Genomic DNA, 15,417 nt, shown 5'->3' on the forward strand with positions numbered 1-15,417 from the left:
GCGCCTGTCATCGTTATTGTGGACTCCAGAAAGGGGCCGGTGGCGACACCATAGCCCAGGCCGCGTTTTTCACCAAATACCCGGATTGGAGCCTGATCCGGCCGTGGAGTTCGCGGCCGCCGATCAGGGCGCGCTGCGCACGTCCACGTACAGGGTCAGATGGTCCCCCGGTTGCAGGTAGCGGCGCTGCTTGACGCCGTTGTTCCAGTCGCGGATCTGGTTCACCGATACATTGAAGCGGCTGGCGATGGCGTACAGGGAATCGCCCTGACGCACGGAATAGCGCACCTTGCGGATCATTTCGTCGCGGCGTTCGTCGCGGCGGGTGGCGGCGGGGCCATCCTCGGTCCAGACCGCCAGGGTCTGGCCGATGCGCAGCGGGTCGCCGGGGGCCATGTTGTTCCAGCGCGCCAGCTCACGGACGCTGACGTCATAGCTGCGCGCCAGCGCCCACAGGGTCTCGCCGGATTCCACCCGGTGATCGATGCGCTGGCGTCCGGCCCGGGCCCGGTCCTGTTGCCGGGCCCGGCGGGCGTCGGCGCTGAGCGGGTAGTCGTCCGCCGCCCGTTCCGGAATCAGCAGGGTGCGGCCGGCGACAATGGTGCTGCCTGGCAGGTCATTGATGTCGCGCAGTACCGAGGTTGTGGTGCGGTGGCGGCGGGCAATGGCGCTCAGCGAGTCACCGGGGCGGATGGTGTAGCGCATCCAGCGCATGCGCTCGGCGGCGGGCAGGGCGGCGATCCGTTCGCGGAAGGTGTCCGCGGCGTCCACCGGCACCAGCAGATCGGTGGGGCCGTCCGGCGCGGTGGCCCAGCGGTTGAAGGCCGGGTTGAGCAGATACAGTTCCTCGCTGGAGATCTCCGCCAGTCTGGCGGCCTGGGCCAGGTCGATCTGGCCGCCGGCGTCCACGGTGGCGAAGTAGGGCTGGTCCTCGATGGGGTGCAGGGTCACGCCGTAGCGTTCCGGAGTGTTGACGATCTGCGCCACCGCCAGCAGCTTCGGCACATAGGCGGTGGTCTCGCTGGGCAGGTCCAGGTTCCAGAAATCCGTGGGCAGGCCGGCTTCCTCGTTGCGGCGCCGGGCGCGGGACACGGTGCCGCCGCCGGCGTTGTAGGAGGCCAGCGCCAGCAGCCAGTCGCCGTCGAAGCGTTCCGACAGCTGCTGCAGGTAATCCAGGGCGGCGCGGGTGGAGCGCACGATGTCCCGGCGGCCGTCGTACCACCAGGTCTGATCCAGGCCGAAGTACTTGCCGGTGGAGGGAATGAACTGCCAGGGCCCGGCGGCGCGGCCGTGGGAATAGGCGAACGGGTCGAAGGCGCTCTCCACCACCGGCAGCAGCACCAGCTCCAGCGGCATGTCCCGGGCTTCCGCCTCCTCCACGATAAAGTGCAGGTAGCGCTCCGAGCGGGTGGTGACGCGGGTGAAATACTGGGGGTGGCGGGCGTACCAGTCGCGCTGGGCGCTGACCCGCGGATTGTCCTGCTGCAGGTCCAGGCGGTAGCCACGGCGGATGCGGTCCCACAGGTCCTGGTCGCTGGCATCGGCGTTGCCGTGGGGCGCCGGCTCGGCCATGCCGTTGGCCAGATCCGGGTCCTCCAGGGAGGGCTCCGCCGCCGGCATCGGCGGCAGCTGTGTCACATCCGGCTTATCGCCACGGTCGCCGTCACTACTGGACGGTGTCAGGGCACAACCGCTCCCCACTAGCGCGATCCCCAAGATCGCGCAACCCATAAATTTATTCATAACAATGATATACAAGCGGAATTTTGCGTTGATTCTAGGCACCGCCCCCGGCAGGGGCAAGCAAAAATGCCCCGGCCACGGTGCCCTCCCATGGAAATCCGACGTCCGTCACAGGCCTATCGGAATGCCAGAATCGTGCCGTTCCAAGGGGGCGCCGGCCCGTTTGGCTGTGCTGTGTTCAGGCCGAGTCCTTCCAGCGGCGCAGGGCCGCGAAGCCTTCCACCGGGTTGTCCGGGCGGCTGCCGAAGTGTTGCTGGCAGGCCTCGCGGAGCTGCGGTTCGGCGGCGCGCAGGAACGGGTTGGTGCGCCGTTCCTCGCCGATGGTGGAGGGCAGGGTGATGCGCTGTTCGTCGCGCAGTTCGCGCACCCGGCTCAGGCGGTCATTCACCGCCCGGTCGTCCGGTGACACGGTGGCGGCGAAGGTCAGGTTGGCCAGGGTGTATTCGTGGGCGCAGAACACCAGGGTCTGCTCCGGCAGCCCGGACAGCCGGGTCAGGGAGTGGTGCATTTGCTCCGGGGTGCCCTCGAACAGGCGCCCGCAGCCGCCGGCGAACAGGGTGTCGCCGCAGAACAGCCAGCCTTGCAGCGGCGCCAGGTAGGCGATATGGCCCAGGGTGTGGCCGGGCACGTCGATCACTTCCAGTTCCAGGTCCGGTTCCGGGAGCCGCACCCGGTCGCCGTCACGGAGCGGGTGGCTCATTTCCGGAATGGTTTCCCGGGCCGGGCCGTACACCGGAATGTCCCGGTCCCGGCACAGGGCGGAGACGCCGCCCACATGGTCCGGGTGGTGATGGGTGATCAGCAGCGCGCTCAGCACCAGGCCCTGTTCGGCCAGCCAGGCTTCCACCGGCGCCGGGTCGCCCGGGTCCACCACCACGCAGTGGCTGCCGTCGTGAACGGCCCAGATGTAGTTGTCGGAAAAGGCGGGTATCGCCGTAGGGGCTTGCAGCATGACGTGATACTCTGTGCTTGGGATGCTGTGATGCTAACAGCCGGCACGGAGAATGTCAGAGATGCAACTGCCCCCTCTTTCGCGCGCGCCGTTCCGCCGGCAGCCCGAGGACATGGTGCGTCGCTTCGATCATTGGCTCGAAAGCGAGGCCGGCCAGGCGGTTCTGGCCGCCGAACGGAGCATGGTGGCCGAATGGCTGCCCAAGCTGGTCGGTCAGCGGGCGCTGGAAATCAGCGGCGGCCGGGGCCGCGACCTGCTCGCCGGTATCCGCCTGCCGTGGCGCTGCTCGGTGACGCCGGTACCGGACCCCGACGGCGACCGTCGGGTGCGGGACCCGGAGTGCGCCGCCGAGGAGCGGCCACCGGTTCGGGTGCAGGCCTGTCCGGAGGCCCTGCCGGTGGCCAAGAACAGTGTCGACGTGGTGCTGCTGCACCACGGTCTGGAATTTCAGGATAACCCCCATTTGGTATTGCGCGAGGCGGCCAGCTGCGTGGCGCCGGGCGGCACCATCGCGGTGCTCGGCTTTCACCCGCTCAGCGTCATGGGCCTGGCCCGCTGGCTGCGTGGCGGCGCCAACCGCCCGGGCTGGAACGGGCGCTACTTCCGGCCCTACCGGGTCAGCGACTGGTTGCATGTGCTGGGCTTCGAGGTCGAAGGGCTGGCCGGGGGCTTCTATAATCTGCCGCTGGGCGACCGGGGCCGGGCGCGGCTGCGCTGGCTGGAATGGCTGGGCGGCAAGCTGTGGTGGCGGTTCGGCGGTGTCTATCTGCTGGTGGCGCGCAAGCGCGCGGCGATGATGCGCCCGCTGGCGCCGCAGCGGGCGTTCAGCCGCCAGCGGCCCACGGTGGTGTCGGTGCCGGTGGCGCGCTGGCGCCAGGAACGGAATACGGAGTGACGTTTGAATCAGATTGAAATCTTCACCGACGGCGCCTGCCGGGGCAATCCCGGCCCTGGCGGCTGGGGCGCCGTGCTGCGCTATGGCGACAGCGAAAAGGAACTGTACGGCGGCGAACCGCACACCACCAATAACCGCATGGAACTGATGGCGGCGATCCGCGCCCTGGAGGCGCTGACCCGGCCCTGCGAGGTCCATCTGACCACCGATTCCCAGTACGTGCGCAAGGGCATCACCGAGTGGCTGGCCAACTGGAAAAAGCGTGGCTGGAAAACCGCCGCCAAGAAGCCGGTGCTCAACCAGGACCTGTGGATGCGGCTCGACCAGGCCACCGCCAACCATCGCCTGCACTGGCATTGGGTGAAAGGGCACAGCGGCCACCCGGACAACGAACGGGCGGATCAGCTGGCCAATCGTGGTATCGATGAGATGAAGGCACGGGCATGAGACAGATCGTTCTGGATACGGAAACCACCGGCCTGGACCCGCAGTCCGGCCACCGCATCATCGAGATCGGCTGCGTGGAGCTGGAGAACCGGCGCCTTACCGGCAACAACCTGCACCTGTATATCAATCCCCAGCGTGACATCGACGAAGGGGCCCTGGAGGTGCACGGCATCACCGTGGAATTCCTGGCCGACAAGCCCACCTTCGCGCAGGTCGCCGAGGAATTCATGAGCTTCGTGCGCGGCGCCGAGCTGGTGATCCACAACGCCCCCTTCGACGTGGGCTTTCTGGACCATGAGCTGAAGCTGCTGGGCCGGCAATGGGGCAAGGTGGCGGACGCCTGCGGCGTGCTCGACACCCTCAAGCTGGCCCGTGACCTGCACCCGGGCCAGAAGAACAGCCTGGACGCGCTGTGCCGCCGCTACGACGTGGACAACGGCCACCGGGAACTGCACGGCGCCTTGCTGGATGCGGAGATCCTGGCGGACGTTTACCTGGCCATGACCGGCGGCCAGACCCGCCTGTCCCTGGGCGCGGAAGGCAGTGACCAGGGCGCCAGCGTGGCCGAGGCGATCCGCCGCCTGGACCGGGAGCGCCCGCCGCTCACCGTGGTGCGCGCCGCCGATGCCGACCTGGCCCGCCACCGGGCCAAGCTGGAGGCGATCTCCGCCCGCAATGGCCAACGTACCCTGTGGGAAGAATTGGAAGGCTGAGCGTTTTCCGGTGGGAACGGAATCGCGGCTGAAGCCGCTCCTACAGGGGAAGTTGTAGGAGCGGCTTCAGCCGCGATCACCCACCAATCAATGGTGCGGCGTGGTATCCGCGTCCATGTTCAGTTCGCTCGGCTGGTGGTGCTCGATCCAGCCATGCTCATACATGTACTGGGTGGCCGGCTCCAGAGCGAAGGCGGTCATCGCCAGGCCCGTGAGGCTCATAACGATGGTGTAGGGCAGGGCCATCACCACCATCCGTCCGTAGGACAACCGCACCAGCGGCGCCAGCGCCGAGGTCAGCAGGAACAGGAACGCCGCCTGGCCGTTCGGCGTGGCCACCGACGGAATGTTGGTGCCGGTATTGATGGCCACCGCCAGCAGGTCGAAGGTGTCCCGGTTGATCTCATTGTTGACCAGGGCCAGGGCCACCTCATCGATGTACACCGAGGCCACGAACACGTTGTCGGACACCGCCGACAGCACGCCATTGGCCATATAGAAGGCGGCGCCCTGGGCGTCCCGCTCCAGGGACAGCACGTATTCGATGACCGGCGCGAACAGTTGCTGGTCTGCGATCACCGCCACCACCGCGAAGAATACGGTGAGCAGGGCGGTGAAGGGCAGCGCTTCCTCGAAGGCGGCGCCCAGGCGGTGTTCCTCGATGACGCCGCAGAAGGCGGTGGCCAGGATGATCACGCTCAGACCCACCAGGCCCACCGGCGCCGCGTGGGTGGCCAGACCCACCACCAGCCATACGGCGATCAGGCCCTGTACCACCAGGTTCACCTTGTCGCGGGTGGTGCGGCGGCTTTCCTGTTCCAGGGCGGACTGGCGCATGATGCTCTGGACCTTTTCCGGGATCTCCTCGCCGTAGCCGAAGCTGCCGCTCCATTCCAGGAACATGCAGGTCAGCAGGCCGGACACCAGTACCGGCAAGCTGATCGGCGCCATGCGCAGGAAGAATTCTCCGAATTCCCATTGCGCCTTGGTGGCGATCAGCAGGTTCTGGGGTTCACCCACCAGGGTGCAGACGCCGCCCAGGGCGGTGCCCACGGCGGCGTGCATCAGCAGGCTGCGCAGGAAGGCGCGGAAACGGCGCAGGTCCTCGCGGTGCAGTTCCTCCACGGCGGTGTCGTCGCCGTGGTCGTGCTTCTGCTGAAAATTCTTGCCCGACGCCACCTTGTGATAGATGCCGTAGAAGCCGGTGCACACCGCGATCACCACGGCGGTGACGGTGAGCGCGTCCAGAAACGCGGACAGCACCGCCGCGGCGATGGAAAACAGCAGGCTGAGCAGCAGCTTGGAGCGCACCCCCAGCAACAGCCGGGTGAACATGTACAGCAGCAGGTCCTTAAGGAAGAAAATACCGGCCACCATGAAAATCAGCAGCAGCAACACTTCCAGGTTGCCCTCCACCTTGTGCAGCACGGTGGCCGGGCTGGTCAGGCCGATCAGCAGGGCTTCGATGGCGAGCAGGCCGCCGGGTTGCAGCGGGTAGCATTTAAGCGCCATGGCCAGGGTGAAAATAAACTCACCCAGCAGCAGCCAGCCGGCGGCGGCTTCGCCAAGCGTCCACGCGACAATCGGATTCACCGCCAGGAAGGCGACGATGGTGTATTTGTACCAGGCGGGGGCTTGCCCCAGGAAATTCTGACCGAACGCACGGCCAAGGTGGGCGGACATGGCGCGACTTCCTGCTTTTATAGCTGATGGGATCGGACGGGCGCGGCAATCATAAGCACTTCCGTTGGCCGGGTACAGGGTGAGGGGGACGGGACTTGCCCTGGATCAACGGGTGAGGCCGTGGAGAGGCTGTGCAGCGGTTAACAATGTGCCGACAAATCAGTTGCTTAGAGTTGAAAGTTGACGCATTGTTGAAGCTCATGAGAAAGTGAAAACGCCGCGCGGGCGGCATTTTACCGCGCCATTGGCGCGGTCGCCGGAACCGCTCCGGCGTATCGGGGACATATTATTACCAGGGGTTTCGGAACGCATGGTCGCCATCACCAATACCACCTCCCTGACGTTTCTCAAGGAGGCCATCGACGCCACTCTCAGTGAAGCCGAGGCCAGTCTGGAGGCGTTCGCCGAGGAAAATGGCGACGCCGCCGGGCTCGACCAATGTGCCCAGGCCTTCCATCAGCTGCGTGGCATTTCCCAGGTGCTGGAGCTTAACGCCGCCACCCTGATGAGCGAGGAAATGGAACTGGCGGCGGAGTCCCTGAAGCGCCAGCGGGACCGGGCCCTGATCCAGGCCCTGGGCAATGCCATCGTGTTGCTGAACCGCTATTTCGAGTACGTGCAGCTCAAGGACAGCGCCTTGCCGGAGCTGCTGATCGGCGGCATCAATGAGCTGCGCCGGGCCGGCGGCAAGTCCATGATTCAGGAAAGCCATTTCTTCAGTGTCGACCTGGCCCGCCCACGGGCGCCGGCCGCCGGGCCCGGTGAGCCGGAGGCCCTGACCGCCCAGGGCCGGCGCCTTCGTCATATGTACCAGGTGGGGCTGCTGGGGCTGCTGCGCGGCGACAACCGGGATGCCCACCTGAAGCTGATGGCCCGCGCCCTGCAGCGGGTGGACCGGCTGTGTGGGGACTGTGCCCAGAGCCGCTTCTGGTGGGTGGCCCGGGCCGCCACCGAAAGTCTGGCCGCCGACCAGATGGTGATTACCCCGGCGCGCAAGGCGTTGCTGGCCCAGTACGACCGCCAGCTTAAGAAGCTGGTCTATGACGGCCCCCGGGCGCTCACCCAGGAAGCGCCTCTGCTGCTGATCAAGGAAAGCGTGTTCCTCGCCAGCCTGGGCTCCGGGGCCTCGGACAGCGCCGCCGAGGTGCGCGCCGTGTTCGGCACCGGGCAGGGCATCAGCGATGCCGACCTGCAGCGGGAACTGGCGCTGATGACCGGCTCCCGGGGCTCGGTGATCCGCTCCGTGGCCGGTGCTCTGAAAGACGAAATCAACCAAATCAAGGACACCCTGGACCTGGCCGCCCAGGGCGTGGCCGACACCGATTACGCGGCGGTGGCCGGCGGCCTGCGGCGGGTGGCCAGCACCCTGGAAATGGTCGGCAAGGAACAGGAAGCCGGGGTGCTGCGCCAGCGCGCCTCGGCGATCCGCGACTGGCCGGCGGACACCGAGGTGGACAGCGCCGGCTTCCACGCCCTGGTGGACGACCTGCTGGCCGCCGAGAACACCGTGGCCAGCCTTGAGCGCAGCCTGGCGCCCTCCGACGATGTGCGCCGGGCCGCCACCAACAGCAATATTTCCCTGTACCAGCTGGACGACGCCCGCATGACGGTGGTGGGGGAGTGCCGCGCCGGGCTGGCCCTGGCCAAGCGTTCCCTGGCCAGCTATATGGACAACCAGTGGGACCCGATGCACATCACCAACCTGCCGGGGGCCTTCGCCACCATCAGCGGCGGCCTGATGTTCCTGGAACTGGAACGGGCCTGCCAGGTGATCGGTGCCTGCCGGCGGCATATCGAGGAACGTCTGCTGAACGGCACCGAGCCGCCGGGCCTGGCGACCATGGAAACCCTTGCCGACGCGCTCACGGGCATCGACTATTATCTGGAGAGCATGGAGGAGCGCAAACCCATCGGTGAAGGAGTGTTGGACGTGTCGGAACAGGCGGTGGCGGAATTGGGCTATCCGGTAACCGGGCAGGCAGCCGGCCGGGAGAGCGCCCGTGGTTGATACCGATCCCATGGATCTGTCCGCCCCGGAACCCGCTGACGCGGACCAGGGCTGGGTATTCGTGATCCACGACCAGCAGCTGTGCGTGGACACCGCGCAGCTGCCGGAGCCGGGCATCCCGCGGCTGCCCGCCTTTCTGCTGCGCGGCCATCCGGATTACCGCTTTCTCGGCCTGCTCCATGGCGAGCCCTGCTACGTGTGCCGGCAGACCGACCATGAGCTGGCCGACCGGCCGCTGTACCCGACGCCGTTGCGGCAGTTGCTGGGTCAGATGGACGAGGCCCTGTTCACCATGGCGGCCCGCGCCCTGCAGGTGTTGAGCTGGCGCCATAACCACCGTTTCTGCAGCCGCTGCGGCCACCCCACCGAAGCCCATCCCACGGAACTGGCGATGCTGTGCCCGGCCTGCGATTACCGCCAGTACCCACGCATTACCCCCTGCATCATCGCCCTGGTCACCAATGGCGACCACGCACTGCTGGGCCACTCCGCCCGCTTTCCCGAGGGCTTCTATTCCTGCCTGGCCGGCTTTATGGAAGCCGGCGAGACCGCCGAGCAGGCGGTGCGCCGTGAGGTGATGGAGGAGAGCGGCGTGACCCTCGGGCGGCTGAGCTACTTCGCCAGCCAGTCCTGGCCGTTCCCGCACTCACTGATGCTGGGTTTCCACGCCGAATACGCGGGTGGCGAGATTCGCATCGATGACGACGAAATCACCGACGCGCGCTGGTTCCACCACCGGGAACTGCCGCTGATTCCGCCCCTGGGCAGCATTGCCCGCTCCCTGATCGAAGACTGGCGGGCGCGGCTATGAGCTTCAGCGTGGCGCCGATGCTGATTCTGGGCGTCAGCCTGATATTGGTGCTGGTGGGTGCCTGGGTGCTGTTGCGGCATAAATGGGTGTGGCAATGGATCAAGGGCACCGCGGGGCTGGCGCTGGTGGCGGTGGCGGTGTACCTGCTGCTGGTGGCCCTCAATCTGTACAGCTTCCACGAACTCACCGAGGAAACCCCGGTGGCCACCATCAGTTTCCGCGCCACCGGTGAGCAGAGCTACATCGCCACGGTGACCCGCGCCGACGGGGCCAGCAATGACTACCGGCTCAACGGCGACCAGTGGCAGCTGGATGCCCGAATCGTCAAATGGAAGACCCCGTTCTCCCTGCTGGGCCTCAAACCCGGCTATCAGCTGGACCGCATCCAGGGCCGCTACCTGGCCCTGGAGGACGAGCGCTCCAAGCCCCGTACCCTCTACAGCCTGAAGGAGCCGCCGTTGGGCATGGATGTCTGGCAGCACGCCCAGCAGGGCTGGAGTTTCCTGGTGGATGCGCGCTATGGTAGCGCGGCTTATCTGCCCATGGCCGACGGCGCCATCTTCGAGGTGACGGTGCCGCCGGCCGGTGGGCTGATCGGGCGGCCGCTCAACGACAGCGCCCAGCGGGCGGTGGCGGGCTGGCGGTAACCCGAACCGACTTCAACCAGGACAGGTACCCGACACGGTGATCGATTTTCTTTACCAGTACGGCATGTTTCTCGCCAAGGTCGCCACCCTTGTGGTGGCGATTCTGATCGTGGTGGCCGGCATCGCCGCCACGGCGATGCGCAACCGGCAGCGCGTGTCCCGCGATGGCGACCTGCGGGTGCGGCATCTGAACGAGGACTTCGAGGACCTGCGCGACAGCATCACCGACCAGGTGCTGCCGGCGGAGGAGCGCAAGGCGCAGGCCAAGAAGAAACGCAAGGAAGAGAAGGCCCAGGCCAAGCAGCGCAAGAAAGCCGGCGCTGAAACCAAAAGCAAGCCGCGTCTGTTCGTGATGGACTTCGACGGCGACATCCAGGCCAGCGACGTGGAACGTCTGCGCAAGGAAATCACCGCTGTGCTGGAAGTGGCCACCGGCGACGACGAGGTGCTGCTGCGCCTGGAGAGCCCGGGCGGTCTGGTGCACAGCTACGGCCTGGCGGCCTCGCAACTGCGCCGGCTGCGCGGCCGTGGTCTCAAGCTGACCGTGGCGGTGGACCGGGTGGCGGCCAGCGGCGGCTATATGATGGCCTGCATCGGCGACCGTATTCTGTCCGCGCCGTTCGCGGTGATCGGTTCCATCGGCGTGGTGGCGCAGATCCCCAACTTCCACCGCCTGCTCAAGAAGCATGATGTGGACGTGGAGCTGATGACCGCCGGCGAATACAAGCGCACGCTGACCATGCTGGGCGAGAACACCGCCAAGGGCCGGGAAAAATTCCAGGAAGAGCTGGAGGAAACCCACCAGCTGTTCAAGAGCTTCGTCCGTGAACACCGCCGTTCCCTGGACATCGACCAGGTGGCCACCGGCGAACACTGGTTCGGCACCCAGGCCCGCGAGCTGGGGCTGGTGGACGACCTGATGACCAGCGATGAGTATCTGCAGGGCCGCAAGGACCATGTGGACATCTACGAACTGAGCTGGGAATACAAACGCAAACTGTCCGAAAAGCTGGGCTTCTCACTGGAAAGCGCCGCCCAGCGGTTGATCGACCGCTTCTGGCATCGCGGCAGCCAACGCCAGCTTTACTGATCGAGGACCACCACCGGAGGGATACGCCATGACGTTTCAGGCACTGATCACCGAGAAAACCGACGACGGCTATGTAAGCCGGGTAGGGGAGCGCGACTTCAGCGATCTGCCCGAAGGCGAAGTGCTGGTGCGGGTGGGCTGGTCATCACTGAACTATAAGGACGCCCTGTCCGCCAGCGGCAACAAAGGCGTGACGCGGAACTACCCCCATACCCCCGGCATCGACGCCGTGGGCGTGGTGGAGGAGGCCGGCGAGGGCCCGTTCAGCGCCGGCGACGCGGTGATCTGCACCGGTTATGACCTGGGCATGAACACTGCCGGCGGCTATGGCGATTACATCCGCGTACCCGCCGAATGGCTGGCGCCGTTGCCCGCCGACCTGAGCCCCCGGGATGCCATGCTGCTGGGCACCGCCGGCCTGACCGCCGCGCTGTGCGTGGAGGCGCTGCTGGAAACCGGGCTGCAACCGGAGCAGGGCGAGGTGCTGGTCACCGGCGCCACCGGTGGCGTGGGCAGCACCGCCGTGTCGATTCTGTCGCGCCTGGGTTTCCAGGTGGTGGCGGTAACCGGCAAGGAGGACGCCCACGACTGGCTGCGCCAGCTGGGCGCCAGCGACATCATCGACCGGACCGCGCTTGTCGACGGTCTGGAGAAGCCGCTGCTCAAGCCGCGCTGGGGCGGGGTGGTGGACTGCGTCGGCGGTGACACCCTGGTGAGCGCCCTGAAAGGCCTGAAGTACGGCTGCAGCGCCGCCTGCTGTGGCCTGGCCGGGTCACCGAAGCTGGAGAACGCCACCGTGTTCCCGTTCATTCTGCGCGGCGTCAATCTGCTCGGCGTGGACAGCGTGGAGCTGCCCTGCGAAGTGAAGCAGCAGATGTGGCAGTTGCTGGCCGGCGACTGGCGGCCGGACCTGGCGGGTCTGGAGGCGGCGGAGGTGAACCGCTCGCAACTGCCCGAGTGGTTTGGCCGCATTCTCAAGGGTGGCGTGCGCGGCCGGGTGGTCGTGAAAGTCGCCGACTGATACCACTGGAAAACCGGGAACCTGGGGATGGCCGATAATCCCGCCTGGGTCAAACTGGCCCTGCAATTCGATGGCGCCGGTGGCGCCACGCCGTTCAGCCTGGGCGCGCAGTTGCCCGAGACTGAACGGACCCTGTGGGTGAATCTGGATTACACCGACGATGCCACCACTGAGTGGCTGTTGGCTCAGCCCCGGGTGCCGGACTCGGTGGTTGAGGGACTGTCCACGCCGGATACCCGGCCCCGCGCCGCGGAAGTGGGCGGCGGCCTGCTGGTGTACCTGCGCGGCGTCAATCTTTATCCGGACGCCCGTCCGGAGGACATGATCGCCATCCGCCTGTGGATCAAGGACAACCTGATCATCAGCACCCAGAAGCGCCAGCTGTTCACCGTGTCGGAGATCAGTGACGGGCTGCTGAAAGGGGAGGGGCCGCGCAACGCCTTCCAGCTGCTGGCCTGGCTGGCCGATGGCCTGATCTGGCGCATGGAAGGCGTGATCGAGCGCATCGAGGATCTGGTGGACCAATGCTCCGAGGCGCTGGAGCGCAATCCGGACCGGGCCCTGACCCACGCCATCAGCAGCGTCCGGCGGCGCGCCATCGCGCTGCGCCGTTATCTGGCGCCGCAACGGGAAGCGCTCAACCGGTTGCAGGGCGACGCCCGCCTGGACCGGGACGACGAGGAAGTGATCCGCGAGGCCGGTGACCGCCTGCAACGCCTGTTGGAGGATCTGGACACCGCCCGGGATCAGGCCACCCTGCTGCAGGAAGAGGTGTTCTCGGTACAGAACGAAGCGATCAACGATCGCATGTATCTGCTGGCGATCATCAGCGCCATTTTCCTGCCCCTGGGTTTCCTCACCGGGCTGTTCGGCATCAATATCGGCGGCATGCCCGGTGTCGAGGACCCGGATGCGTTCTGGTGGTTCCTGGGCTTCCTGGGCGGGCTTTCGGTGCTGTTGCTGCTGTGGATGATGCGGCTGCGCTGGTTCGGCGACCGGGCCAGCAAGGCAGTGCGTCTGGGCCGGCTGGGGATACTGACCAAGAGCAGTTGGTTGTTTCGGAAGAAGTGATTAGCAGCAAGTGATCGCGGCTGAAGCCGCTCCTACACGGGAATCCCGTAGGAGCGGCTTCAGCCGCGATTGCTTTCAGGCGCCCTGCAAGTCGTCCCGGCGCAGATACACCGGCCGGGGATCGTGCACATCGCCCTGATAGGTGATGGTGAAAGGACGCAGCCCGTTTTCCAGGGCTTCCTCGATATCCCGGTCGGCGCGCACCTCGAAGGCGTTGAAACCCACCCGGTGCATATAAAACAGCTGATCCTGCAGCACGTCACCCACCGCGCGGACCTCACCGGCAAAGCGGTAGCGGGTGCGCAGTTCCCGGGCATAGGAGTAGCCACGGCCGTCCTTGAACGCCGGGAAATGGATCGCCACCAGTTCCAGCCGGGGCAGGTCGTCGGCCAGATCCGCCGGCTCCTCGCCGGGCTCCAGGCACACCCCCACCGCGTCGGCACGGGCCAGCAGGGCGTCCCGGTTGGCCAGCCAGTAGGCCAGCGGCACGATCACCGCGCCCTGTTCCGGCAGGGCGTCGGTTTCCAGCTGTTCGGCGCTGAAGCGCCGCCATTGGTTGTCGACGATCCGGCCGTCGACGATCACCCGGCCGGGGGTGCCATTGGCTTCGTTACCGATATTGGTTTCGTTACCCATAGACACTCTCCTTGAACGGGTCCATACCGATGCGCTCATAGGTATCGATGAACGGCTCGTTCTCCAGGCGCTGATCCACGTAGGTGTTGATGATCTTCTCGATCACGTTGGTCACCTCGTGGGACTCGAAGGAGGGGCCCATCTTCTCCCCGATGCGGGACATCTTGTCGCCGCGTCCGCCCAGGGTGATCTGATAGAACTCCTTGCCTTTCTTGTCCACGCCGAGAATGCCGATATGGCCGATATGGTGGTGGCCGCAGGCGTTCATGCAGCCGGAAATATTGATGTCCAGCGCGCCCAGGTCGTGGACGAAATCCAGGTCGTCGAAACGGCGCTGGATGCCCTCGGCGATGGGAATCGATTTGGCGTTGGCCAGCGAGCACAGGTCGCCGCCGGGGCAAGCCACGATGTCGGTGAGCAGGCCCAGGTTGGGGGTGGCCAGACCGAGGGCGTCCAGTTCCCGCCAGAGGGCGAACAGATCGTCCTTGGCCACGTCCGCCATCACCATGTTCTGCTGGTGGGTGTTGCGCACCTCGCCGAAGCTGTAGCGGTCGGCCAGATCGGCCACCTTCTCGAACTGGCTGTCGCTGATATCACCGGGAATGCGGCCGGTCTTCTTCAGCGTCAGGGTCACCGCCCGGTAGCCGTCGTTTTTATGGGCGCGGGTGTTGGTGTGGTACCAGCGGTTGAAGGCACGGTCGTCGTCCAGCGCCTGCTCCAGGGCGCCGTGGTCCACCTGGTCGCGGTAATCCGGCTCGGTGAAGCACTGGCGGATGCGCGCCACTTCCTGTTCGGTGAGCGTCATCGGGCCGTCCTTGAGCTCGGCGAATTCCGCCTCGGCAAGCTCGCGGAACTTGTCGGCACCCAGGGCCTTGACCAGGATCTTGATGCGCGCCTTGTACTTGTTGTCCCGGTTGCCGTACTTGTTGTACACCCGCAGGATCGCTTCCAGATAGGCGAGCAGGTGCCGCCAGGGCACGAATTCGCCGATCAGGGAGCCCACCACCGGGGTACGGCCCAGGCCGCCACCGGCCCATACCTGGAAACCGGTTTCGCCATCGCTGCCGCGTACCACCTGGACACCGATGTCGTGCACGCCGATCACCGCCGGGTCCGCGTCCGGCACCGCGTTCACCGCGATCTTGAACTTGCGGGGCAGGTAGGCGAATTCCGGGTTGAACGTGGACCACTGGCGGATGATCTCGCACCAGGGGCGCGGGTCTTCCACCTCGTCCGGACGCACGCCGGCCAGTTCGTCGGTGGTGATGTTGCGGATGCAGTTACCGCTGGTCTGAATGGCGTGCATCTGCACGGCGGCCAGCTCGGCGAGGATATCGGGTACGTCCTCCACCTCCGGCCAGTTGAGCTGGATATTCTGACGGGTACTGACATGGGCGAAGCCCTTGTCGTACTCGCGGGTGATCCGGCCCAGGGTGCGCAGCTGCTTGCTGGCGAGCATGCCGTAGGGCACCGAGATGCGCAGCATCGGCGCGTAACGCTGAATATAAAGCCCGTTCTGCAGGCGCAGCACCAGGAACTCATCCTCGCTGAGCTGCCCGGCCAGGTAGCGGCGCGTCTGATCCCGATACTGAGCCACCCGCTCTTCCAGAAGGCGTTGGTCGTAGTCCTGATAAACGTACATGGTGCCGTCACGCTCTGATTAATGCGTTGATTCGTAAAGAGTAATCTCTTTACCCATC

14 protein-coding genes are annotated in these 15,417 nt (G+C 66.2%); 9 read left to right on the forward strand and 5 right to left on the reverse strand.

What is annotated here, in order from left to right:
• Positions 1-123: 123 nt before the first annotated feature.
• Both FGS76_RS04275 and gloB read right to left on the reverse strand, forming a co-directional pair.
• Entirely contained in the window at positions 124-1,638 is a 1,515-nt protein-coding gene (locus FGS76_RS04275; protein WP_240692408.1) for a LysM peptidoglycan-binding domain-containing protein, read from the reverse strand.
• A 283-nt stretch (positions 1,639-1,921) separates the two neighbouring features.
• Entirely contained in the window at positions 1,922-2,695 is a 774-nt protein-coding gene (gene gloB, locus FGS76_RS04280; protein ID WP_138771390.1) for a hydroxyacylglutathione hydrolase, read from the reverse strand.
• A gap of 61 nt (positions 2,696-2,756) precedes the next feature.
• Here gloB and FGS76_RS04285 point away from each other — a divergent pair, with 61 nt between their 5' ends.
• From FGS76_RS04285 to dnaQ, 3 genes are read left to right on the forward strand one after another with little or no spacing between them, the layout of a single operon-like run.
• Entirely contained in the window at positions 2,757-3,590 is an 834-nt protein-coding gene (locus FGS76_RS04285; protein WP_138771391.1) for a class I SAM-dependent methyltransferase, read from the forward strand.
• Between the two features lie 3 nt (positions 3,591-3,593).
• The gene (rnhA, locus tag FGS76_RS04290; protein ID WP_138771392.1) at positions 3,594-4,037 is read left to right on the forward strand and encodes a ribonuclease HI; all 444 of its coding nucleotides are present in this window, start codon (positions 3,594-3,596) and stop codon (positions 4,035-4,037) included.
• Complete coding sequence (gene dnaQ / locus FGS76_RS04295) at positions 4,034-4,750, forward strand: DNA polymerase III subunit epsilon (RefSeq protein ID WP_138771393.1); 717 nt, start codon at positions 4,034-4,036, stop codon at positions 4,748-4,750. The genes rnhA and dnaQ overlap by 4 nt, the downstream gene beginning before the upstream one ends.
• Before the next feature lie 87 nt (positions 4,751-4,837).
• On the opposite strand, the gene nhaB is transcribed toward dnaQ, so the two are convergent.
• Positions 4,838-6,433, reverse strand: a complete 1,596-nt coding sequence (gene nhaB / locus FGS76_RS04300) for a sodium/proton antiporter NhaB (RefSeq protein WP_138771394.1) — start codon at positions 6,431-6,433, stop codon at positions 4,838-4,840.
• A 310-nt stretch (positions 6,434-6,743) separates the two neighbouring features.
• Between nhaB and FGS76_RS04305 the strand changes: the two genes are divergently transcribed.
• From FGS76_RS04305 to FGS76_RS04330, 6 genes are read left to right on the forward strand one after another with little or no spacing between them, the layout of a single operon-like run.
• A complete protein-coding gene (locus tag FGS76_RS04305) occupies positions 6,744-8,441 on the forward strand; it encodes a FimL-related protein (RefSeq protein ID WP_138771395.1) in 1,698 nt (565 codons plus the stop codon).
• Positions 8,434-9,252 carry an NAD(+) diphosphatase gene (nudC, locus tag FGS76_RS04310; RefSeq protein ID WP_240692409.1) on the forward strand — a complete coding sequence of 273 codons (819 nt, stop codon included), beginning with the start codon at positions 8,434-8,436 and terminating at the stop codon, positions 9,250-9,252. Before FGS76_RS04305 ends, nudC begins: the two co-directional genes overlap by 8 nt.
• Positions 9,249-9,899 (forward strand): hypothetical protein, encoded by a 651-nt coding sequence (locus FGS76_RS04315; RefSeq protein WP_138771396.1) that lies wholly within the window; start codon positions 9,249-9,251, stop codon positions 9,897-9,899. Before nudC ends, FGS76_RS04315 begins: the two co-directional genes overlap by 4 nt.
• Before the next feature lie 37 nt (positions 9,900-9,936).
• The gene (gene sohB, locus FGS76_RS04320; RefSeq protein WP_138771397.1) at positions 9,937-10,989 is read left to right on the forward strand and encodes a protease SohB; all 1,053 of its coding nucleotides are present in this window, start codon (positions 9,937-9,939) and stop codon (positions 10,987-10,989) included.
• 28 nt (positions 10,990-11,017) lie between these two features.
• Positions 11,018-12,010, forward strand: coding sequence for a YhdH/YhfP family quinone oxidoreductase (locus FGS76_RS04325; protein WP_138771398.1), 993 nt, complete (start codon positions 11,018-11,020; stop codon positions 12,008-12,010).
• A gap of 27 nt (positions 12,011-12,037) precedes the next feature.
• Positions 12,038-13,081 carry a zinc transporter ZntB gene (locus tag FGS76_RS04330; RefSeq protein WP_138771399.1) on the forward strand — a complete coding sequence of 348 codons (1,044 nt, stop codon included), beginning with the start codon at positions 12,038-12,040 and terminating at the stop codon, positions 13,079-13,081.
• A gap of 75 nt (positions 13,082-13,156) precedes the next feature.
• Here FGS76_RS04330 and FGS76_RS04335 read toward each other — a convergent pair whose 3' ends face one another.
• A complete protein-coding gene (locus FGS76_RS04335; protein WP_138771400.1) occupies positions 13,157-13,717 on the reverse strand; it encodes a DUF934 domain-containing protein in 561 nt (186 codons plus the stop codon).
• Positions 13,710-15,359: a nitrite/sulfite reductase gene (locus tag FGS76_RS04340; protein WP_138771401.1), complete on the reverse strand. Its 1,650-nt coding sequence runs from the start codon at positions 15,357-15,359 to the stop codon at positions 13,710-13,712. Before FGS76_RS04340 ends, FGS76_RS04335 begins: the two co-directional genes overlap by 8 nt.
• Positions 15,360-15,417: the final 58 nt, after the last annotated feature.

Origin of the sequence: Alloalcanivorax gelatiniphagus (assembly GCF_005938655.1) — a bacterium.
GTDB lineage: Bacteria > Pseudomonadota > Gammaproteobacteria > Pseudomonadales > Alcanivoracaceae > Alloalcanivorax > Alloalcanivorax gelatiniphagus.

Bases quoted from the DNA above. Each gene is read 5' to 3' on its own strand.
- gloB (WP_138771390.1), bottom strand. From the start codon at position 2,695: ATGCTGCAAGCCCCTACGGCGATACCCGCCTTTTCCGACAACTACATC.
- FGS76_RS04285 (WP_138771391.1), top strand. From the start codon at position 2,757: ATGCAACTGCCCCCTCTTTCGCGCGCGCCGTTCCGCCGGCAGCCCGAG.
- dnaQ (WP_138771393.1), top strand. From the start codon at position 4,034: ATGAGACAGATCGTTCTGGATACGGAAACCACCGGCCTGGACCCGCAG.
- nhaB (WP_138771394.1), bottom strand. From the start codon at position 6,433: ATGTCCGCCCACCTTGGCCGTGCGTTCGGTCAGAATTTCCTGGGGCAA.
- FGS76_RS04305 (WP_138771395.1), top strand. From the start codon at position 6,744: ATGGTCGCCATCACCAATACCACCTCCCTGACGTTTCTCAAGGAGGCC.
- FGS76_RS04315 (WP_138771396.1), top strand. From the start codon at position 9,249: ATGAGCTTCAGCGTGGCGCCGATGCTGATTCTGGGCGTCAGCCTGATA.
- FGS76_RS04325 (WP_138771398.1), top strand. From the start codon at position 11,018: ATGACGTTTCAGGCACTGATCACCGAGAAAACCGACGACGGCTATGTA.
- FGS76_RS04330 (WP_138771399.1), top strand. From the start codon at position 12,038: ATGGCCGATAATCCCGCCTGGGTCAAACTGGCCCTGCAATTCGATGGC.
- FGS76_RS04335 (WP_138771400.1), bottom strand. From the start codon at position 13,717: ATGGGTAACGAAACCAATATCGGTAACGAAGCCAATGGCACCCCCGGC.
- FGS76_RS04340 (WP_138771401.1), bottom strand. From the start codon at position 15,359: ATGTACGTTTATCAGGACTACGACCAACGCCTTCTGGAAGAGCGGGTG.